Annotated in this window: 20 protein-coding genes; 4 read left to right on the forward strand and 16 right to left on the reverse strand. The window is 43.2% G+C overall.

The window, feature by feature from the left end:
• Positions 1-67: 67 nt before the first annotated feature.
• Positions 68-1549, forward strand: coding sequence for a ketol-acid reductoisomerase (gene ilvC / locus QUD85_RS00590; protein WP_093329297.1), 1482 nt, complete (start codon positions 68-70; stop codon positions 1547-1549).
• Between the two features lie 167 nt (positions 1550-1716).
• Positions 1717-2553, forward strand: coding sequence for a leucine-rich repeat domain-containing protein (locus QUD85_RS00595; protein WP_093329295.1), 837 nt, complete (start codon positions 1717-1719; stop codon positions 2551-2553).
• A 12-nt stretch (positions 2554-2565) separates the two neighbouring features.
• Here QUD85_RS00595 and QUD85_RS00600 read toward each other — a convergent pair whose 3' ends face one another.
• From QUD85_RS00600 to gspC, 15 genes are all read right to left on the reverse strand, one after another.
• Entirely contained in the window at positions 2566-3561 is a 996-nt protein-coding gene (locus QUD85_RS00600) for a HupE/UreJ family protein (RefSeq protein ID WP_093329293.1), read from the reverse strand.
• Positions 3554-4387: a peptidyl-prolyl cis-trans isomerase gene (locus QUD85_RS00605; protein WP_093329292.1), complete on the reverse strand. Its 834-nt coding sequence runs from the start codon at positions 4385-4387 to the stop codon at positions 3554-3556. The genes QUD85_RS00600 and QUD85_RS00605 overlap by 8 nt, the downstream gene beginning before the upstream one ends.
• A 59-nt stretch (positions 4388-4446) precedes the next feature.
• Positions 4447-6357 carry a DUF3604 domain-containing protein gene (locus QUD85_RS00610; RefSeq protein ID WP_093329290.1) on the reverse strand — a complete coding sequence of 637 codons (1911 nt, stop codon included), beginning with the start codon at positions 6355-6357 and terminating at the stop codon, positions 4447-4449.
• Positions 6358-6524: 167 nt separating this feature from the next.
• Positions 6525-7271 carry a type II secretion system protein N gene (locus QUD85_RS00615; RefSeq protein ID WP_093329288.1) on the reverse strand — a complete coding sequence of 249 codons (747 nt, stop codon included), beginning with the start codon at positions 7269-7271 and terminating at the stop codon, positions 6525-6527.
• Complete coding sequence (gene gspM / locus QUD85_RS00620) at positions 7271-7738, reverse strand: type II secretion system protein GspM (protein ID WP_093329287.1); 468 nt, start codon at positions 7736-7738, stop codon at positions 7271-7273. Before gspM ends, QUD85_RS00615 begins: the two co-directional genes overlap by 1 nt.
• Positions 7735-8985, reverse strand: a complete 1251-nt coding sequence (gene gspL / locus QUD85_RS00625) for a type II secretion system protein GspL (protein ID WP_093329285.1) — start codon at positions 8983-8985, stop codon at positions 7735-7737. The genes gspM and gspL overlap by 4 nt, the downstream gene beginning before the upstream one ends.
• On the reverse strand, positions 8985-9989 hold the full coding sequence (gene gspK, locus QUD85_RS00630) for a type II secretion system minor pseudopilin GspK (protein ID WP_093329283.1): 1005 nt from the start codon (positions 9987-9989) through the stop codon (positions 8985-8987). Before gspK ends, gspL begins: the two co-directional genes overlap by 1 nt.
• Positions 9986-10609: a type II secretion system minor pseudopilin GspJ gene (gene gspJ / locus QUD85_RS00635; protein WP_093329281.1), complete on the reverse strand. Its 624-nt coding sequence runs from the start codon at positions 10607-10609 to the stop codon at positions 9986-9988. Before gspJ ends, gspK begins: the two co-directional genes overlap by 4 nt.
• On the reverse strand, positions 10609-10983 hold the full coding sequence (gspI, locus tag QUD85_RS00640; protein WP_093329280.1) for a type II secretion system minor pseudopilin GspI: 375 nt from the start codon (positions 10981-10983) through the stop codon (positions 10609-10611). Before gspI ends, gspJ begins: the two co-directional genes overlap by 1 nt.
• On the reverse strand, positions 10973-11542 hold the full coding sequence (gspH, locus tag QUD85_RS00645; RefSeq protein ID WP_093329278.1) for a type II secretion system minor pseudopilin GspH: 570 nt from the start codon (positions 11540-11542) through the stop codon (positions 10973-10975). Before gspH ends, gspI begins: the two co-directional genes overlap by 11 nt.
• A gap of 38 nt (positions 11543-11580) precedes the next feature.
• Positions 11581-12024 carry a type II secretion system major pseudopilin GspG gene (gene gspG / locus QUD85_RS00650; RefSeq protein ID WP_093329277.1) on the reverse strand — a complete coding sequence of 148 codons (444 nt, stop codon included), beginning with the start codon at positions 12022-12024 and terminating at the stop codon, positions 11581-11583.
• A gap of 11 nt (positions 12025-12035) precedes the next feature.
• A complete protein-coding gene (gspF, locus tag QUD85_RS00655) occupies positions 12036-13265 on the reverse strand; it encodes a type II secretion system inner membrane protein GspF (RefSeq protein ID WP_093329275.1) in 1230 nt (409 codons plus the stop codon).
• Positions 13266-13268: 3 nt separating this feature from the next.
• Positions 13269-14810 (reverse strand): type II secretion system ATPase GspE, encoded by a 1542-nt coding sequence (gspE, locus tag QUD85_RS00660; RefSeq protein ID WP_093329274.1) that lies wholly within the window; start codon positions 14808-14810, stop codon positions 13269-13271.
• A gap of 5 nt (positions 14811-14815) precedes the next feature.
• Positions 14816-16948, reverse strand: coding sequence for a type II secretion system secretin GspD (gene gspD / locus QUD85_RS00665; protein ID WP_093329272.1), 2133 nt, complete (start codon positions 16946-16948; stop codon positions 14816-14818).
• 24 nt (positions 16949-16972) lie between these two features.
• Positions 16973-17938, reverse strand: a complete 966-nt coding sequence (gene gspC / locus QUD85_RS00670) for a type II secretion system protein GspC (protein WP_093329270.1) — start codon at positions 17936-17938, stop codon at positions 16973-16975.
• Between the two features lie 221 nt (positions 17939-18159).
• Here gspC and hslR point away from each other — a divergent pair, with 221 nt between their 5' ends.
• Both hslR and hslO read left to right on the forward strand, forming a co-directional pair.
• Positions 18160-18573 (forward strand): ribosome-associated heat shock protein Hsp15, encoded by a 414-nt coding sequence (gene hslR, locus QUD85_RS00675; protein ID WP_093329269.1) that lies wholly within the window; start codon positions 18160-18162, stop codon positions 18571-18573.
• A complete protein-coding gene (hslO, locus tag QUD85_RS00680; RefSeq protein WP_093329267.1) occupies positions 18573-19427 on the forward strand; it encodes an Hsp33 family molecular chaperone HslO in 855 nt (284 codons plus the stop codon). Before hslR ends, hslO begins: the two co-directional genes overlap by 1 nt.
• Before the next feature lie 68 nt (positions 19428-19495).
• On the opposite strand, the gene QUD85_RS00685 is transcribed toward hslO, so the two are convergent.
• Positions 19496-20008 carry a hypothetical protein gene (locus tag QUD85_RS00685; RefSeq protein WP_143047945.1) on the reverse strand — a complete coding sequence of 171 codons (513 nt, stop codon included), beginning with the start codon at positions 20006-20008 and terminating at the stop codon, positions 19496-19498.

Genomic DNA, 20008 nt, shown 5'->3' on the forward strand with positions numbered 1-20008 from the left:
AAAGCCATCAAGTATATTTCAGCTATACCTTGCTCGTGTTAGGTCCTAAGTATTTTTGGAGAAGCCCATGGCTAATTATTTTAATTCTATTTCGTTGCGTGAACAGTTAGCGCAATTAGGCAAATGTCGTTTTATGAAGCGCGAAGAATTCGCAAATGGTTGTGAATTCATTAAAGACTGGAACATTGTCATTGTTGGTTGTGGTGCTCAAGGATTAAACCAAGGTTTGAACATGCGTGATTCGGGTTTAAATATCTCTTATGCACTGCGTGAAGCCGCTATCGCAGAAAAGCGTCAGTCGTATCAATGGGCAAGTGAAAATGGTTTTACTGTGGGTACATACGATGAATTGATTCCAGCAGCTGATCTAGTGCTTAACTTAACACCAGACAAGCAGCATACATCTGCAGTAAGCGCGGTAATGCCACTAATGAAACAAGGCGCTACCTTGGCATATTCTCATGGTTTCAACATTGTTGAAGAGGGCATGCAGATTCGTGAAGACATTACCGTGGTTATGGTTGCACCTAAGTGCCCAGGTACAGAAGTACGTGAAGAATACAAGCGTGGCTTTGGTGTACCAACGTTAATCGCCGTTCACCCAGAAAATGACCCACAAGGTTTTGGTTTAGACGTAGCAAAAGCTTATGCGTCGGCTACAGGTGGTGACCGTGCTGGTGTACTTGAGTCGAGCTTTATTGCAGAAGTTAAGTCAGACTTAATGGGCGAACAAACGATTCTTTGCGGCATGTTACAAACAGGCGCAATTTTGGGCCACAAGCATCTTGTAGCGCAAGGCGTTGATGCGGGCTACGCGCGTAAACTAATTCAGTACGGCTGGGAAGTTGTTACAGAAGGCTTGAAGCACGGCGGTATTACCAACATGATGGACCGTTTATCAAACCCTGCGAAAATTCGTGCGTTTGATATGTCAGAGCAATTAAAAGATATCTTACGTCCTCTATTTGAGAAGCACATGGATGACATTATCGATGGCACGTTCTCATCAACCATGATGGCGGACTGGGCTAATGATGATGTAAACCTTTTAACATGGCGCGCACAAACGGCCGAAACTACTTTTGAACAAGCACCAGATAGTGATGCTGCCATTAGTGAACAAGATTACTATGACAAAGGTATTTTCTTAGTAGCTATGATCAAAGCGGGTGTAGAACTAGCGTTCGAATCTATGGTTGCTGCTGGTATCATTGAAGAGTCGGCATACTATGAATCGCTGCACGAAACACCATTAATTGCCAACTGTATTGCACGCAACAAGCTATACGAAATGAATGTGGTTATTTCTGATACAGCAGAATACGGTAACTACTTATTCTCACATGCAGCAGTGCCTTTATTGGAAGACTTTGTTAGCAGTCTAAGCTTGGAAGATTTAGGTGAAGGCCTAAAAGATGCAAGCAATGAAGTTGACAATGTGCGCTTAATTGAAGTGAACGAAGCGATTAGAAGCCATGGCGTTGAAGCGATTGGTAAAGAGCTTCGCGGTTACATGACAGCAATGAAGAAAATTGTCACTGACGCATAATGTTTAACGCCTGCCTCAAAGATAACGATTTGCGGTAGGTGTTAGAAACCATGTTGTAAATTGTCTTTAGCCAGACAAAGAAACGCCCTTCGGGGCGTTTTTTATTGTAAAAAAACCACTAAGTTATTATATTTTTAGTTACTTTCGACAAAAAGAATGGATAAAAGATGCGCTTAGTTGCTTTAGGTTTGCTGGTGTTTATTGCGGGTTGCGATGACGACGATGAAACCAATCCGTTGTTACGATACAACTATGCCGATGATGCGATAGCACAATGTATTGCCGATGCCGTTGCTAATGACAGCAGTTTGAGCGCATTCGAGCAAGTCACTTCCTTAAGCTGCAATGCAACTGCCATTAAATACACCGTCGATTTTTCCCTGTTTCCAGCGCTTAGTAGCTTAGAATTGTTTGGCGACAATCCTGGCTCGGGCACGCATTTGCGTTTTAACGGCATTAATATGCCGCAGGTAAATACGCTGACAATGAACAACCTAACACCGCATTTTCTGTCTTTTGCTGGCATGACAACAGCCACTAACATTACGCTAGATAATATTACGTATCCGCAAATGGTGGTGTTTGAAAACCTAGTGATTTTGCAATCCCTGACTTTCACAAATAGTGAAATAAAAGGCATAAATCTAAGTAACAATGCGACAATTAGCAGTATTACACTAAACAATATGACGCGGTTACGCAGTTTACGTTTGGAAAGCCAGCCACTGCTGAGCAATTTAACGGTGACTAATGGCGAGCTCACAAATGCTACATTAGAGCTACCGAGGCTCACCAACTTAGTGATGAGTAATAATGCCATTGAAGGCATTAGCATGGGGTTGCTACCAGCATTAACCTCAGTCAATTTATCGCAAAATAAGATCACTGCGATTCGCTTTGACAACAACCCAGACTTAACCAGTATCGACCTTACCGACAATGAGTTGTCAGAAGCGACCATCAGTTATCTGGAATCGCTCCCTATTGATGATGTTAAGTATTAGGAAGATGGGTGCTTAAAGCACCCGTTGAATCATCCAAAACGTCGCAATAATGCCGCAAATATAGCTGATTGGAAAACGCAGCGTTTCTTTTGACAGTGAGCGCACCGCTGCTTTTGCCGAGATGAACAAGATAAAGAGCACCGCAACAAACAATAATTGCCCAATCTCAACGCCAATATTGAAACTCAGCAAAGCGGCTATCTTTTCATTTGCCGGTAAGCCAAATTCTGCCAGCACAGCGGCAAAGCCAAAGCCATGTAGCAACCCAAAACTAGAAGACACTAGCACTGGGTAGCGCATGCTTAAACTGTTTTGTTTGTTTTTGGCAATTTCCCAAGCAAGAAATACGATACTGAGCGCTATCACCGCCTCTACTGGTTTTATTGGAACAACCACAACGTTGGTTGCAGACAGAATCAAGGTAACAGAGTGGGCTAGGGTAAAACCGGTAATGGTATAAATCAGTTTGCGCTTGGTATTTGATATATACACCAAACAGGCTACAAAAAGTAAATGATCCAGGCCAATTAAAATGTGCTCAACACCTAATATAATGTATTGAATGATGGTATCGATTTTAGATGCGGTCGTTGGCGCTTTTAGGGTAATCGATGCGTTTTCTGTATTGAGTACATGGTTATTCACATCACCTTGCATGTTAACGGCGCGCAGCAGCACATCACCGCGAAGACCTTTTAGACCTTCCATGGTAACGGTTAAATCAGACAAGCCCTGACGTCGTTCAAATTCAAAGGATTCTACATAGGCATTTTGTACCGTGCGGACTTGCTTAGGCGATACAATAACGGCATCTTCGCTCAACACCACTTGCATGTTTTGTCTTACGCCATTGCGCACCGGTACTTTTAAGCTGACTGCAAATCTTGTATCGCTTGTCGCCTCAATTTGTAGGGTAGCGGGGCGAATATCATCGGCAGTGGTAGGTGAAGAGAGTACTGCGCTAGCTGTCAAAAATAGCGCAATAACGCATTTAAACCAGCTATTCATTGCCGTAACCTTCAGGTAGCTCGACGCGATAGTGTTGTTTCATTTTTGCCTCAAAGGCAGCTTCCGCTGCAAGAAACTGCTGATAACGCCAGCCATCTTCTACTGCCGCTTTCACCTCTTCATAAGGCTTAACTGTTCCTAATTCATAACCACTAACAAAAACGAAATGTTCCCCAATTTGAGAGCGGTAAGGGCCGCTCCACTGATCACGTGGCGCATCCGCTAACTGCGCTGCAAAGCCGGTACCAAAGGCCTTGTCTATCTCGACGTCTGACTGCGCGGTAAAATTAGGTTGTACATAGAAGGCATCACCTTCTGGCGTATTGCCTTGTGCTATGCGCTGTTTCTGTATGTCGATTTGTTGGGCCAATAATTCATCTGGCTTATCAATAGATATGTGCACCTGCTCAAAGCTAATTTCTGCATCGCTCAAGAAGGAATCTGGGTTTTCCTGATAGAAGCGTTGCAAGTCTTGTTCGCTAGGTTGTTGAATCGCTACGATATCTTCTAAGATAAAATTCATCTTTTGACGAAGACGTCTATCAATAACGCTGTCGTTATAATCTAAGCCAAGAGAGCGTGCCTCGTTAAGATACATTTGTGTGGTTGCATAAAAATTGATGGCATTGTCCAATTCTTGCTGTATCGGTTCTCGTTGCCAACGTAATACGTAGTCATTTTTCAATTGAGCGATACGACCCTCGCTAATGGTGATCACTTGATTGTCACTGCCATCGTCTTCGGTAACAAAAACAAAAATGAGTGCACCTATTAGTAAAAAGTGCAACAAAGGCTCGCGCAAAAGCGCGGATAGTTGATGTGTCATGATGATTTTACTTCTTTTCGTTACAACGCCTAGCGGCTGGCGCCGCTAGGTAATTATTATTATTTTGCTGCGTACCAAATAGGCGATGTATAGGCACGTTCTTGACCAACAAGTTCGGCTTCTTTCGGTACCACTGTTCCCATACGCACTTTGTCGTATAGCACCCAACGAGGTGTTGGAATTTCTAGCACTCGCGCGTAGTAAAAGGCATTCTCGTTTTTGTCGAAATCAGGATCTGTCCAAACAGCGGCTAAATATGCATCGCCAATATCGTTCGTCCATGTTGCGGTTTTAACATCAACAGTATTGCCCACAGGTTGTTTTGCGCGGCCATTTTTGTCGATTTTTCTACCGTCTGACACAGCAACGTCGTAAACACGCTCATGCAATTTACCTTTGCTATCCATCCAGCCTTTAATAATTTGCACGCGATCTAAGTTAGCGCTTTCAGGGTCGCGTAGCGCCGAAACCATAAATGTAGGCGCTTTGCTTTTCGCTGTAGACTTAGTTAAATCGCCTCCCATTGGGACGCCTTTTTGATAACCAATCGCGTCAGCCTTGTTACTAGCTAAATCTTTTTCAGTGTAATTCCAGCCGCCAAAGAAACGCACTTTCATGCGCGGTCCAGTGGTAGCGTAGGTTTCCTTTCGCTCCATAGCATCATAAAGCGCTTCACGGGTATTTTCATGTGCCCAAATACCTGTATAACCTGATGCAACTAGCATGTAACCTTCAATAGCACCGAGTTTTGAACGCACAAATGGATGATTGATTCTGTCTTTGTTTGGTTCAACTGAGGTTGATTTACCAAAGAAATTTTCTTCCGCGCCAGTCGCTAAACTTGTGTGGCTGTCGGTAGCACCACCGACACCAAATTTATACGGGTTAACGCCGAGTTTTTTCTCTAGTAATAGCCCTTGCTTAAGGGCTTCACGGGCATATTCGCCCTTAAGCATGTCATTGGTTTTAAGCTCGGTAATATCTAAATTACCTACTGCCCACGTTTCGTAATCAGCAAACTCATCGTCAGGCGATAAATAAGGATGTGCTTCACCGTCACCTTTAATTTGGGTGATTTCGTAATGCGGTTCCCATTTTGCTCGTTGCGTAACATAGTTTTTATCTACCTTACCACCGTGGTATGTGCTTACTGTTGGGAACATCCAACCGTTAGACAAGTTGCCGTTATGAGCAAATGCAAACGCCTTACCGCCTGTTTTCTTTTGGTAGTCTTCTAGCCATTTATATAAAGAAAAGGGGTCCGTGCTGCCCGTTGGAGGCTGCGTTGTTGGCGGTTGTACCATTAATGCTTTTTTAGCATCATCACGTAAAATTACGTTACGATGGAGATTGAATCCTTTTGGAACAGAGGTCCACTCAAAACCAATAAAGGCAGTGAATAAACCTGGCTCATTATACTTTTCCGCGCCATTAACTATGGTCTTCCAAACATTACCAAATACTTCTGAGCCTGGGCTGTAATCGCGAACCAGTTCCTCTGGCAGTGTCATTTGAGAAAAGTTAGTGATTAAATCAAAAGCAGCTTCACCGGCGGCTTTACCACCTTTTTTAAAGCCTTCATGCCATTCTTTACCTTTCTTGTTGGCGACGATATTCGGTGCACCCTTTTGAATATCTGTGGCAATACCCATCATATCGGTATGGTCGGTAATGATTAACCAATCTAAGGGGCGAGACAATTTGACCGGAATACCCGTTGAACTGGTAATTTGTTCACCACGTGCAAGGCGATATGCCTCTTCAACAGTTACCGTGTTACCAAAAAGGCCGGCATCAAGTGATAGTCCAGTATGAAGGTGAGAGTCACCCCAATAAACGTTATTTGGCTGTGTGGAGTTTGCGTAAGGGGAGTAGTCTTTATCCGGCTTAGCATCTGACGCTAATGCCACATTTACCGATAGTGTAATAACCGATACAGCGCAGGCTGTAGCAATTTTCTTACTTAACATAATACTCTTCCCTTTATATCAATTAACTTAACTATATCAGGGAATTAGTAAAATGAAACTATTAAGATAACTTATTGTAAAAAACTCGTTAAACAATCCGGTTTATTGGACATAAAGACGAAAAAGCCAGCAACAGGAAGCTGGCTTTTGAGGTGTAAGTACAAAAGCTACATTCTTAAGCGATAACGTCCTTGATTATCAGGGTTACCCATAAAAGGAAGTACTTGTTTTAACTTCTCTGGAAACTTAGCGCCTGGTTTTAAATAGCCACTGCCGGAGAACTTACCGTTAGCTGATATATACGCACTGTAGCTTAGGCCTAAATCGTTATTTGGATCAATTTCAACGACGAGAGCACCTTGGTCACAACTTAAATCGGCGCTTAACTTACCTAAAATTACTTTTTCTTCTAAAGCCGTTACTGCCGCTTTGTCCCATTCGAGGTTACCAGCGACGGCTTGGCAACGTAGCTGTGGGTCGATGACAAACTGCTGAAGATTTAGTGCAACATAATCATGCGCTTTTACCGGTAGCGGGAGTGGTAACTGCTGTGCGATTTGGTCAGCAAGTACCAATACACTGAGTTCTTTCACTGCTGGCGTCGAAAACAGTTGATGGACAATAAACTTCCCTTCAGGCCCTGGATGCAATGGGCCGCCAAAAGTGATTGATAACTGCGGGTCCAAGGTTAATAACGAAGAAAAGTTAAAGGTGGCTTCTACATCACTGACTTCGACATTTTGCGCATGAATTTTATCAACCGTGAAATGCCAAATACTGCCTTTGATGCCGACGACCGATACCGTGTTGGGAAATTTAATTTTATTGATCACTAAACTAGCCGGCAGGGTTGCAAGCATAAACACTGCATAGCTGAGCACTAATAAGCAGGCATAACCTATCCATTTTTTCATTAACTTCGCCCTAGTTGTAATCGTCTAATGGTGACAACACCTGCTTCGTCGGCATTAGTGATGTCTATCGCTAGTACCTTAAGGCCACGCTTATTGTTGAGTGTTTCTAACCAATCCAATAAATTGGTGAAAGGGACTTCGTCTATCCACACTTGAATGTTGTCCCCTTGAGGTTGTACACGGTCGATAGAAATTTTGTACTGCCTTGCCGTACTATTAACAATGCCCGACAAACTGCCGGTTGAACGCCCTTTACCGGAACTGGCAATAGCTTTATAGCGCTCGGTGTTGGTTTGTACCCAGGCGAGTAAATCTTTTTGACGCTCTAGTTTGGCTGACGTCGATTCAATGCCACCTGCAAGCGGTTTCCATACCAATACTTGAAACAACATAATGGCGACTACGATGGCCATTGCTATCGCGAGCTTTTTCTCTCGCGCCTGTAAATTGTGCCAATACTCAATCATGGTTTCACCTTAATGCTGAATGAACCGCTAATACTGTCGCCCTGATTATTTTGCGAACCTTGATTGACGGATAACTTTTCTTTTTCTAATGCTTGTTGGAAAGCGTCAAATGCTTGATAGTCTTTTGCCGTTGCTTGAATACGGATTTCTTGGCGTTTGCCATCAAACTTTAACGACACAGGCTTCATTGCAGGTACCGCAATAAATGCAGGTTTGATTTTTTCCAAAGCAATTAAGAAGCCATCACCATTGCTGCCGTCACCGACTTCTTTTAACTTACGGTTAAGCTGAGATTTAATGGTAGAGGTTCTAACGCGTTTAGTGTCCGGGAACGTATCTTTATAGACGGTAATAATATGCGCTTCTATCGCGGCTTGTTCACGCGATAAATGCAATAGCTCGTTGGCTTTCATGCCAACGTTAAGCAATAACGCGACAGCAGCAAAGCTGGCAGCAATGACCCATTGAGTTGTCGCAGCAGAGCGTTTTTCTACAATTTTAAATTGTCCCTGCAGTAAGTTTACTGGCGCATTGTGGGCATGCTTTGCTAGCAGTGCTAATGGCAGTACTTCTGGCTCGGCAATATATTGCACATCCTCCGCCGTGCTATGCAAAGGTGAGTAATGGTGGATAACTTGCTGAACGATTTCCTGTTCTTCTTGCTCGTCTGACGCGGTATCTTCAGCGGGGGTAGCCATACTGTCATTAAGCATGCCCCAAGTGGCTTCATCAAGGGTATATCCTTGCCATGCATTTAAACGGATTAGTGTTTGTTGCTCTAGCATAATAGCAGAAGCAGCATTTGCCATCAGTGGCATAGCTAATACATCAGGAATAAAGGTTTTGGTTTTAATATCAGCTGCGGCAAGTACGTCTAGCCACATCTGCATTTGACTGGTTTCAACTGCTGCAACAAAGCAATTGTAGTCTGGATTTTTTGGCGCGTTGCCGTATGCAAAGAATAATGACTCAACCGGTTGTGCGAGTTCATCTTCTAGCATAAAGGGCACGACGCGTTTCATGTCGCGCGCAGAACCGGGCACTTGCAATTGATGCAATGCCACATCAGACGCAGGCACAAACACAGTAGTTTTTCTTGTGCTGGCTTTCTCTGTTAATTCAGTTAACGCAGCTGCACTATCTAATTGCCCACTTGCGATGATTTCTTCGTTGTCGCTTGCCGTTATTAACCAATGCACCGATTGCGTTGGTAAACTGCCAAGGCGGATATATAAAGTTTCAGCCATTATTCACGCCCCATATTTCGGCTAAGTACAACAACGCTTTGATTATTTTCTACTTTCATAATTGAATTCAATGAAAAAAAGCTGTTATTAAAGCTTGCTGTTGCTTGTAGTTTAAAGTATTCGCTATCAACTACAAACACTTGTTTTTGTTCGTCAGTCAGTTTTACTTCTGTAAGCTCTTGTGACTGAAAAAAGTCGTCAATCTTTTCGAATCCGCTATCATCTCGAGAAGAAATAATACTGGCGGCGTCGCCTACTGGAATGTCGAGTAAAGCGGCCAATAAGGCGGCTTGATCTTCAGCAATGGTATTGACGTTAATCAGTAACGATTCATTATTAGGTATCACGCACACATAAGGCTTGAGTTTATCAATAATGATCGGATTATAATGTTCGATAACGCGCAACTCGCCTATCGAGGCAATATGATTGTTGGCAGCGTAGTGAGGAAACTCCTTACTCGCGTAATCATTATCTTCTGCGCCACCGGCACTAATAATCGATGTGTCTTCATCCAGCCAATCAATTAATGATTCGGTGAGATACTCCGCTTCGAACTCACCGACACCGTCGATATCTAAATTCACCAATAAATCTTGATATGCCTGTTGTACGGGCGTTTTTTTGTTGTTGCTGGTATCAGCGTTCGCCGGTGGTGGCGCACGCAATGCGTTTAGGTTTAAGCAGCTACGTAAGTCGCGAATTTTGCCTGTGATGGTGCCTTGTTCAACAGGATAAGTTTGTTCTTCTTGCGCCCATAACTGCGACAAATTAGTACTGTCTCTATCTGTTTTAAAACTTTCTTTAAGCACCATTTTAGCAAGTGATTCCGCGCCCATGGCATACCAATACGCTTGCTGATTAAGTTCAATATTAACGCTTTTGTTTACCTGATTACTTAAATGTGCCGTTATCTGAGACGCCCAAATGGCACACAAAGCAAGCACAAGCATCACGCTGATCAACGCTAGACCGCGCTGCTTAAACGGTTGTTGAGGGCTCATGATTCGCTATCCTCCTCAACTTTTACGCCACCTGAAACTAAAAACTGCCGGCGTATTTCACCAAAATCTTCTGTGGTTACCGTTATTGCGATGGCTTTTGGTAAAGTGCCTTGCTCAAGCTCATCTTGCCATTTATCTTTGACGAAAAATTCAAATTCTAGTGATTCGACACCAGTAAGTAAGTTTCTAATTTTGGGTGTTTCACCAAGCGATGGGTCAACAAAATTGGTGTGTAGGCGTTGCAGTACATCTTCCTCTAGGCGATAGCTTACTGTTTGTAGATCGCTGCGTGGGATCAGATAACCAGGATTATTCCAGCCATGTCGCACAAACGCGATTGCTGTGCTTGCGCTATCAAAAACATTGTCGTCGGTGTGAATAAAACCGTCGAGTGACTCTTCACCTGTCGGGCGAATTTTACGCAGCGCAATCTGAATGAAATCGCGCTCGATAATCATAAATGCTCGTTGCACCTCATCTAGGCGTTTTGTGCGTAGCTCGGCCGTTTCATTGGTTTTACTGACTGCAATAAACATGCTGTTTCCGGCAAAACCGATCAAGGTAAAGATGGCTACGGCAATGATGAGTTCGAGGATAGTAAAGCCTTTGTTGTGCCTCATTAGCTACCTTCCTTGCTGACGTATGTCATCAGGCTTGATAAAGGTAGTTCTTGATCTTCATTTTGGCGCACTTCAACGGTCACCGCTTTCATGTCGTTATTGGTTGTTGCCACCACTTTTTGGACCCAAAACCACTCTGCACCGGCTATTTCTACCATACCTTTTTTGTTGTTTTTAGGTGGCCAAGATTGCTCTAAATGGATTTCAGTAAGTTGATTTGAAGCAACCCAATTGGCAATCATTTTTTGTTCGACAAAGCCTAAACTGCGCGCACTGTTTGAGGTCGCAGATACTATCGCGATACCGGCGATGGAAAATACGGCCATTGCAATGAGCACTTCAATTAGGGTAAATCCCTTCACGCTATTCTTCATAGGTTAGGCCCGAATAGGTGAGGGGGGTAGCGTACAAACCAGTGACCTTAATCACTGCAGGATTGTCGTAGAAGTCTGCATCGGCTAGTTCGAAAATAGCTTCAAACGGTGTGATGTCGCCACCAGATAATATATATACCTGAGGGGTGATTTTTTTCTCTTGTTCGAGAAAGTCTTCGTCTTCTGGAATTAACTGCTCAGGATCGAATAACTGAGGTTCTTCAATCGGGAGATCATCAAAATTAAGTGTTATGGTGACTTCTTCAGGCAGAGTAACGCTTGTTGTGAACCGATCTTCTGGTACTGGTACCCAACTTGTTCCGTCGTAGGCAACAAATTGGTAGCTGTTGTCTTTTACAACAAGACCCAACTCCATGTTGTTGAGCACACTATAGTCGGCAACGGTTTCAAAGATGGCTTTAAACTTTTGACTTTGCTGTTCAAGTTTTTGTTCCGGGGTATTGGCAAACAGATTGACTTGAACGGACGATATAACGATGCCAATGATCAATAGCACCAACATGATTTCGATTAAGGTAAATCCTTTATTTCGATACATACTGGTGCCACTCAATTCACACTAAACCAAAACTTGGCTTATTGGAAATCGCCTAGATTCCAGTTACCGATGTCGTCTTCTGTCCCTGGTTCACGGTCTGGACCCATAGAAAACACATCCATACGGCCATTTTCGCCTGGATTTAACAGCTGATAGTCACTACCCCAAGGGTCTTTTGGTAAACGCTTGATGTAACCACCTTCAGGAAAGCGGCGTGGCAGTGGTTCGATATCTGTTTGGTCAACTAACGCTTCCAACCCTTGTTCTGTCGTTGGGTAGTCATAGTTATCGCTGCGGTACAACTCTAGTTGTTGCTCTAAGGTATTAATGTCGCTGACTGCTTTTTGCATATTGGCGCGTTCAGTTTGGCCAAGTAAGTTAGGGGCAATCATGGAGGCTAATACACCTAAAATAACGATCACGATCATGATCTCGATTAGCGTCATGCCGCGTTGCGAAGATAATTGCTTGATACTCTTCATAAAAAATCCTATTAACCTGCTACTAAATTGTTTAATTCGATAATTGGCATCATAACAGCTAATACAATAAAGAGTACGATGCCACCCATGCTAAGCATGATTGTTGGTTCTAATGCTTTTAGTGAGACATTGATTAAGCTATCAAGTTCACGATCTTGGTTGTCGGCCGCTTTGTCTAGCATATGTTCTAGCTGCCCAGACTTTTCACCACTGGCTATCATGTGTAGCATCATTGGTGGGAAAAGTTTAGTTTGCTGCAGTGCGGCCCTTAAGCTGGTACCTTCGCGGACTTTATCCGCGGCTTGCCCTACTTGGTCTTTAATATAGACGTTGTCTAGTACTTCGGCAGCTATCTTCATTGCGTCGAGCAATGGGACAGCACTTGCGGTTAAGATACTTAGCGTTTTGGCAAAGCGCGCAGCATTAGCGCCACGTATTAGTCGTTTGACACCAAATAACGACAACAAGAACTTGTGATATTTATACTTAAACGATTCATTACCCAATGCCCGTTTAAAACCGGCGATGGTGGCCAGTATCCCTATCAGCAAATACACGCCATATTGATTGATAAAATCCGAGGCATCGATCAAAAACTGTGTTGAACCAGGCAGTGAGTGCCCCATATCAATAAACTGATTGACAATTTTTGGCACAACCACTTTTAGCAATACTATGATGATGACGATACAGATCAGGACCAGCATCGTAGGGTAGATTAACGCGCCTTTAATTTGTGATTGTGTTTTTTCTCGCTGCTCAGTGTAGTCAGCCAAACGTTCTAAAACTTTATCTAAATGACCTGATTTTTCGCCTGCCGCAACCATGGCGCGAAACAGGTTGTCAAAAATATTGGGAAATTCCGCCATACTTTCGGCAAGGCCATAACCTTCTGTCACCTTAGTGCGCACAGCCATAACAACGCTTTTTATATGCGCTTTCTCGGTTTGCTCTGCAACGGCAAGTAATGACTCTTCAAGTGGTAAGCCCGATTCCACTAGAGTGGCTAATTGGCGGGTAAATAGCGCAAGGTCACTGGCGGAAATTTTACGCCCGCGGTAAAACCAGCTCACGCCACCAGTGCTTGATTGCTTAAGCTTTTTAACACTAGGAGTAACATCAACAGGCATCAAGCCTTGTTCACGCAATTGCGCACGCACTTGTCGAGCGGTATCGCCTTCGATAATACCTTTTTTGTTTTTTCCACGATTGTCTATCGCAACGTATTCGAAAGCTGCCATTGGTTAGTCTTCTCTTGTTACGCGCAGCACTTCTTCAAGCGTAGTGACACCGGCTAGGACTTTTTCAAAGCCGTCATGGCGAATACTTGGCGTTGACTTGCGAATGACTTTTTCTATGGCTTGCTCACCTTTACCATTGTGAATCAGCTCGCGAACCTTATCGTCGACAACTAATAATTCGTGAATACCTGTGCGACCTTTATAGCCTTTAAAGTTACAATCTACGCAACCTTTAGCGCGGTATATAAGGGTTGAGTCATCGTCCAGTTTCAGTAGTTTACGTTCGTCCGCATCTGGCGCATGCGCTTCACGACATGACGGGCACAGTGTTCTAACAAGACGTTGCGCCAATACACCTAATAAACTAGACGATAATAAGAAGGGTTCTACACCCATATCTTCCATACGCGTGATAGCACCAGCCGCTGTGTTAGTATGTAGCGTAGATAATACTAAGTGACCGGTTAAACTGGCTTGTACACCAATTTGCGCGGTTTCCAAATCACGAATCTCACCAACCATTACTACATCTGGATCTTGACGTAAAATTGCACGTAAGCCACGAGCAAAGGTCATATCAACCTTTGTGTTTACTTGGGTTTGGCCGATCCCTTCGATAGCATATTCAATCGGGTCTTCAACGGTAAGTACGTTGCGCTCATGCGCATCGATTTGGGTTAAACCTGCATACAAGGTGGTACTCTTACCCGAGCCCGTAGGTCCGGTAACTAAGATAATGCCATGTGGTTTGTCGATAAGCTCTGAAAAACGTTGGCGACAACTGTCGGTCATACCTAGATCTTGTAAATCCAAGCGTGCAGCGTTTTTGTCTAGTAAACGCAGTACCACGCGCTCGCCATGCCCTGTTGGCATTGTTGATACACGAACATCTACAGCACGGCCTGCGATTCTAAGTGAAATACGACCATCTTGTGGGATGCGTTTTTCAGCAATGTCTAACTTCGCCATGACTTTAATACGAGAAACTAAAAGCGAGGCTAGCTTTCGATTTGGTTTTAACACCTCTCGTAACACGCCGTCGACACGAAAACGAATTTGTAGGGCTTTTTCAAAGGTTTCAATGTGGATATCTGACGCGTTTTCTTTGATTGCTTCACTTAGCATCGCATTTATCATCTTGATGATAGGCGCGTCATCTTCGTTTTCTAATAGGTCTTCCGTTTCAACCATTTCGTCAGCTAACGAATAGAGGTCTACTTCATTACCTATGTCTTCCATCATTTGCTTCGCTTCTGACGAATCTCGCTGATACGCTTCAGTAAGCAATAATTCAAATTGTTCTTGAGACTTAGTTTCTATCGCGAAAGGTTGTTTAACCACGCGGCGTACTTCATTGATACTGGCAACAGGAGTGTCGGGCAAACAATAAAGTACTAGACCATCATCTTGTTGTTGCACCAGTACTTGGTGTCTTTTAGCGAACTGAAAAGGTAAGCCAGAAAGCTGAACGTCTTCTTGTTCAGCTTCTTCAATTATCGCTTGTTCTGCTGCGATGTTGTCATCAACAAGGTTTTCTGTGCTCATGACGATTAATTCTGTCCATCAACAACAGGTGGCTCGACGTTTTCTGCGTCAATTGGCATTGGCGAATTACCTAGCTTTTCTTGTTCATATTCTTTGTATGAAGGCGGCAAGGTTAAATCGTCGTTCCATTCAGGCAAGATAGGCAACTTGTCGTCGTCTAATAGTTCAATGCCTTGGCGACGTTTTGCTTTTTCAACGTCACGGATGTAGTTGTATTTTTCGCGGCTCAGTTGCTGCATTAGCTCGCCGTCACGAATAATGGTTGGACGCAAAAATACCATAAGGTTGCGTTTACGCACTGTGCTGCTGGTTGATTTAAACAAGTGACCTAACACAGGAATATCACCTAATAACGGTACTTTTTGTTGGCTTTCTTGCACATCTTCGTCAATCAAACCACCTAAAATAACGGTATCGCCATCATCGGCCATAACTACAGTTTTGATTTCACGTTTGTTAATTGTAATATCGACGCCCGTAGCACCACTGACTGACGACACTTCTTGTTCAATCGTTAATTGAACACCTGTACCTTCGTTAACTTGTGGTGTTACCTTCAGTTTGATACCGATTTCTTGACGGTCTACTGTTTGAAAAGGGTTAGCATTGTTACTACTTGCTGTTGAGCCAGTAAGAATTGGTACTTCTTGACCCACAATAAAGAAAGCTTCTTCGTTGTCTAATGTGGTAACGCTTGGCGTTGAAAGTACGTTTGAATTGGTGTCTGTACTAACGGCTTGAACTATCGCACCCCAGTCGTTATCGACAATACCAAACATCATACCGTTTACTGTACCTAATACTTGCGCAAGTAGGCTGTAATCGCCGCGAGTATCTGGGTTTTTAGTAACAACAGGGTTACCATTGGCGTCAATGGTAGTTACTTCATTACCTTCTTCGCCCTCAGCTGCTACTGCAGCTCCAGCGATTTGAGAAATAGGTGCTGGACCATTGTTAAACTGCGTGAAAGAACCTTTTTCACTGTACCACTGAACACCTAAATTAACGCCGTCACCTTCAAACACTTCAACAATAATTGCTTCAACTAATACTTGTGCTCGGCGAATATCGAGTTGGCGAATAACGGCTTCCAGTGAACGCTGCATATCAGGTTGCGCCGTAATGACAACACTATTGGTGTTTTCATGAGCTTCTATACTGATGTTACGTTTTTTGCTCCGTGAAGTGCTCTTGCTACCTGCTTGGCTTGTTTCTGCTTCGATAGATGCCGAAACACCTTCGAGAACTTTCACCATTTCTTCCGCTTTCGCGTACTTCAAGTAGTAAACACGTGTGTTACCGTTGCTTTCCATTTCGCTATCTAAGCGTTCCACTAAACGCGCAACGCGTTCACGTGCAAGACGTTCACCACTTACGATAACGCTGTTGGTTCGCTCATCTGCAACAATTTTTGGAATTAAGAAAGTCGGGGTAGCACCTTTTGCTGTTGGGTTGGTTTTATTCATTGCTTCAACAATGCGCACCATTTCACCAGCAGAGGCATATTTTAACTGAATAATTTGTACGTCTTGGTCACCCGCGCGGTCAACCTTTTCGATGATTTTAACGATACGGTTTACCACTGATGCGGTACCCGTCACCATAATAACATTAGCAGGGTCATAGTTAGTTACGTTGCCGTTACCTGCTTGGTCTACAAGCTGGCGCAAAAGAGGTACTAACTCACGTACAGTAACATTTTTTACTTCAATAACGCGGGTGATCATTTCGTCACCAACGCTGTCGTAGTTGTCGCCTACCACTGGAATAGAGGATGTTTTTGCCTTTTTGTTACGCACAATCTTGACGACATTGTTTGGCATTTCTACTGCCGCAAAACCATATACTTCAAGAACATTGAGGAAAAACTGATAGTACTGCTCTTCTGTTAGCAAATCGTAGCTGCGAACATTGATTTTGCCGCGTACGTTAGGGTCAACAATCATGGTTTTCTTTAAGTTCTTACCCACGATGTTGATGAATTCGGTGATTTCAGTGCCTTTAAAGTTAGGCGAGTACTGCGCTGCATATACATAAGGTACTGGCGCGATAAAGTTAAAACTAAGCGCTAAAGAGCAGGCGAGAAATACGCTGCTTATTGTTTTTTTGGTGCTTGTTTTACGATTAATCAGTTTCATTGTTTTATCTTACTGCGTTTATTGTTAGTCAACGCTTAACAGAACTTCTGTTAGCTCTTCGCCACGACGAACCATCAAGGCGATTTGACTCTCACTTCTAATTTGTCTTAACGCTTCCGCCGCTTCCATTGGATTGGTTAAATCTAATCCATTAACCGACGTCGCTATATCACCAGACTTTAAACCCGCTTCATTAAAGAAGTCGCGATTTTTTCCTGGTCTTAATAAATAACCTATGATTTCGCCGTTTTCTTTTTTCGGCGAAATTTTTAGATAATCCGAAATCTTACCTGGATCATCTTTTAAATCATCACGCAGTGATTGTGCACTAGCACGAAATGCATCACTACTTTGGGTGCGCACGCTTGGCCCAATTTCACGGTTATTTGGCATTGTACGAGCATTACTTACACCACGGCTTTGAGTACTGCTCGCTCGTGCACTACTATTGTTGCTGCTAGCACTGGTCTCGTAGTCAAAACCGTCAAGCATCAAGGTTTCTAGTTTACCGGACTGTTTTATCAGTACTCTATCGGGTAATACGCGCTCTAACGTGGCCCGTGTCCCCTTAATTTTTTCACCGACACCATAGGTTTCTTGAGCGCCTGATGAGGTAATGATTGCTGCCGCAACACTAGGATCATCGCTAGCGACAAGCCCTGAAAGCGATATATTTAAACGTGTCTCTGGTGCACTTTCGACAACTTCAACGGCTTCTGGTTCCTTATTTTCGGTGTAGAGGCCAAATAAATTGAGTGCTTTCAAGGTTTGCAAGTTGAGTTGTTCGCGACTGCTGGCTTGATTGTAACTATTTGTTTTAGTGCCAGGCGCAACAAAAGCCGTAGGTTGAGCGACGCTTCCCCACGTAATTTGACTGAGCAAATAGCCGGTGTACACAATAAACCCTAGGGTGACTACTTGCGCAATTTTTTGCTGTGGTAATTGTTGTAACTGCGATCCCAGCGAATCCAGCATGTTGCTTAACTGCATTGAACCTTAATAATTATATTCATTGGTAAAATAACCCGTTGATAATACTTTACGCTAGCGTTTGCAACAAGGATAGGATGCAACTATTTACCAAATAGTTACATAGCCAGCTGTAAACCCTACTACATTCGCTAGTTTCACAAAGCAAATTATGCTATTCTGCGCCACTATTTATCTGGCTTTCAACGTATTTGTCAGCCTAATCAGTAACGCATAGTTTTATGGCAACAAAAAACAAAGAAAATTCCGCAGAAAAGACAATTTATCGCCTAGATAAATGGTTATGGGCTGCTCGTTTTTACAAAACGCGAGCAATAGCCAAGCAAATGATTGATGGCGGAAAAGTGTTTTATAACGGTCAGCGGACTAAATCTGGTAAGGCTGTAGCTATCGGAGATCGTATTCAAGTGAGACAAGGATACGAGGAAAAGGAAGTGCTAGTTGTGGCACTTGCAGATAAACGCCGAGACGCTACCTTTGCACAAACTTTGTACCAAGAAACAGAACAAAGTGCTCAAACAAGAGAAAAGAATGCGCTAGCGCGCAAACAAGGGTTTTTACTTAGCCCTGCTAGTGATACCAAGCCAGACAAGAAACAACGTCGCCAACTTAGACAGTTTAAAGAGGGTTATTAATTGTGACTACCGATGTATTAAATCGCTATATTTTTGATGAATTGCACGTTCGTGGCGAAATGGTGCAATTGACCGACAGTTTTCAGCAAATGGTCGCGAATCATAATTATCCTGCCGGTGTGCAAGCATTGTTAGGTGAATTGGTGGCTGCAACTTGTTTACTAACAGCAACACTAAAATTTGAAGGTGAAATTACTGTTCAGTTGCAAGGTGACGGTCCGATAGGCTATCTCGCCGTAAACGGTAATCATAAACAAGTGATGCGTGGTATCGCGAAGCTAGCTGAAGATACCCAAGCTGAGGGGTTAAGAGACCTAGTAGGTAAGGGTAATATGGTGATCACTTTACGTCCTGAAAGCGGCGAGCCTTATCAAGGTATTGTTGCTTTAGAAGAAGATACGATTGCCGGTTGTTTAGCGCACTACTTTGAAGTTTCTGAGCAGATCCCGACTAAAATTTGGTTGTTTAGCGACAAACTAAACACCAAGGTAGCAGGTGCTTTAGTTCAGTTATTACCTGATGGTGAAGACAAACAAAAGCAGCTCGACGACTATGAACATTTTTGCCAGTTAACTGAAACCATTAAGCCGGAAGAAATCTTTTCGCTTGATGCTGAAGAGTTGTTGTATCGTTTATATCATCAAGAAAAAGTGATGATGTTTGACCCGCAACAGGTGACCTACCAATGTACGTGTTCTGAGCAAAAATGTTTAAACGCGATTGCACAAATTGAACCTGCTGAAATTAAATCTATTTTGGAAGAACAAGGCAATATATCAATGACGTGTGATTATTGCTTAACAACCTATACCTTTGATGAACAACAGCTTGCAGGGTTATTAAACGCACAATAAAAAAAGGAGCTGATGCTCCTTTTTTTATGACTGTATTGTCTTGCTAGTCAGTTGAGATTAGCAGCACCTTACTGCGCTTCCTCTTCTTTAATTGGCTTCGGGTAATCTAATTCCATCTCTACTCGAGCAATTCCTTGCGCGTTTTGAATACGTTTATAGGCGGCTAGCATATCAAGCTCATTGATAGGGTTGGCGCGATAGATATTGTTTTGAACGCGACGCAAGTTAAAACGGGAATTAAGCACGTCGAGTGCTTTGTCGCTGTCTTTTTCTTCTAACACGATCAAAAACCGACCAGTTACACGCGCCATACGCTTTGTTTTTGCATTTTCAATCATATGATTTCGTTTTAGTGGCAGTTCACGTACAACAAAATACTGATTATTAATTTGTACTAACGCTTTTTCTGCAAGTTGTTTCTTGGTGACTTGCGTTTGCTCTTCGCTTGGTTTGCTGTCGACGATATCAGCGCTCACATTCATTGGCTGATCTGTGGTTACGGGTGGCGGTGGTGTCTCGCTACATGCAGAAATGAAAAACAAGGAGAACAGGGAAAAAGAGGCAGCGTTAATTAGTTTCAC

Source organism: Thalassotalea agarivorans (genome assembly GCF_030295955.1).
Lineage (GTDB): Bacteria > Pseudomonadota > Gammaproteobacteria > Enterobacterales > Alteromonadaceae > Thalassotalea_D > Thalassotalea_D agarivorans.

What these genes read in the sequence shown, in the direction of transcription:
- gspE (WP_093329274.1), bottom strand. Translation starts at nt 14,810, where the DNA reads ATGAGCACAGAAAACCTTGTTGATGACAACATCGCAGCAGAACAAGCG.
- gspH (WP_093329278.1), bottom strand. Translation starts at nt 11,542, where the DNA reads ATGTATCGAAATAAAGGATTTACCTTAATCGAAATCATGTTGGTGCTA.
- gspI (WP_093329280.1), bottom strand. Translation starts at nt 10,983, where the DNA reads ATGAAGAATAGCGTGAAGGGATTTACCCTAATTGAAGTGCTCATTGCA.
- QUD85_RS00605 (WP_093329292.1), bottom strand. Translation starts at nt 4,387, where the DNA reads ATGACACATCAACTATCCGCGCTTTTGCGCGAGCCTTTGTTGCACTTT.
- hslR (WP_093329269.1), top strand. Translation starts at nt 18,160, where the DNA reads ATGGCAACAAAAAACAAAGAAAATTCCGCAGAAAAGACAATTTATCGC.
- gspC (WP_093329270.1), bottom strand. Translation starts at nt 17,938, where the DNA reads ATGCAGTTAAGCAACATGCTGGATTCGCTGGGATCGCAGTTACAACAA.
- QUD85_RS00595 (WP_093329295.1), top strand. Translation starts at nt 1,717, where the DNA reads ATGCGCTTAGTTGCTTTAGGTTTGCTGGTGTTTATTGCGGGTTGCGAT.
- ilvC (WP_093329297.1), top strand. Translation starts at nt 68, where the DNA reads ATGGCTAATTATTTTAATTCTATTTCGTTGCGTGAACAGTTAGCGCAA.
- QUD85_RS00610 (WP_093329290.1), bottom strand. Translation starts at nt 6,357, where the DNA reads ATGTTAAGTAAGAAAATTGCTACAGCCTGCGCTGTATCGGTTATTACA.
- gspL (WP_093329285.1), bottom strand. Translation starts at nt 8,985, where the DNA reads ATGGCTGAAACTTTATATATCCGCCTTGGCAGTTTACCAACGCAATCG.
- gspJ (WP_093329281.1), bottom strand. Translation starts at nt 10,609, where the DNA reads ATGAGGCACAACAAAGGCTTTACTATCCTCGAACTCATCATTGCCGTA.
- QUD85_RS00600 (WP_093329293.1), bottom strand. Translation starts at nt 3,561, where the DNA reads ATGAATAGCTGGTTTAAATGCGTTATTGCGCTATTTTTGACAGCTAGC.
- QUD85_RS00615 (WP_093329288.1), bottom strand. Translation starts at nt 7,271, where the DNA reads ATGAAAAAATGGATAGGTTATGCCTGCTTATTAGTGCTCAGCTATGCA.
- gspF (WP_093329275.1), bottom strand. Translation starts at nt 13,265, where the DNA reads ATGGCAGCTTTCGAATACGTTGCGATAGACAATCGTGGAAAAAACAAA.
- gspD (WP_093329272.1), bottom strand. Translation starts at nt 16,948, where the DNA reads ATGAAACTGATTAATCGTAAAACAAGCACCAAAAAAACAATAAGCAGC.
- gspG (WP_093329277.1), bottom strand. Translation starts at nt 12,024, where the DNA reads ATGAAGAGTATCAAGCAATTATCTTCGCAACGCGGCATGACGCTAATC.
- gspK (WP_093329283.1), bottom strand. Translation starts at nt 9,989, where the DNA reads ATGAGCCCTCAACAACCGTTTAAGCAGCGCGGTCTAGCGTTGATCAGC.
- gspM (WP_093329287.1), bottom strand. Translation starts at nt 7,738, where the DNA reads ATGATTGAGTATTGGCACAATTTACAGGCGCGAGAGAAAAAGCTCGCG.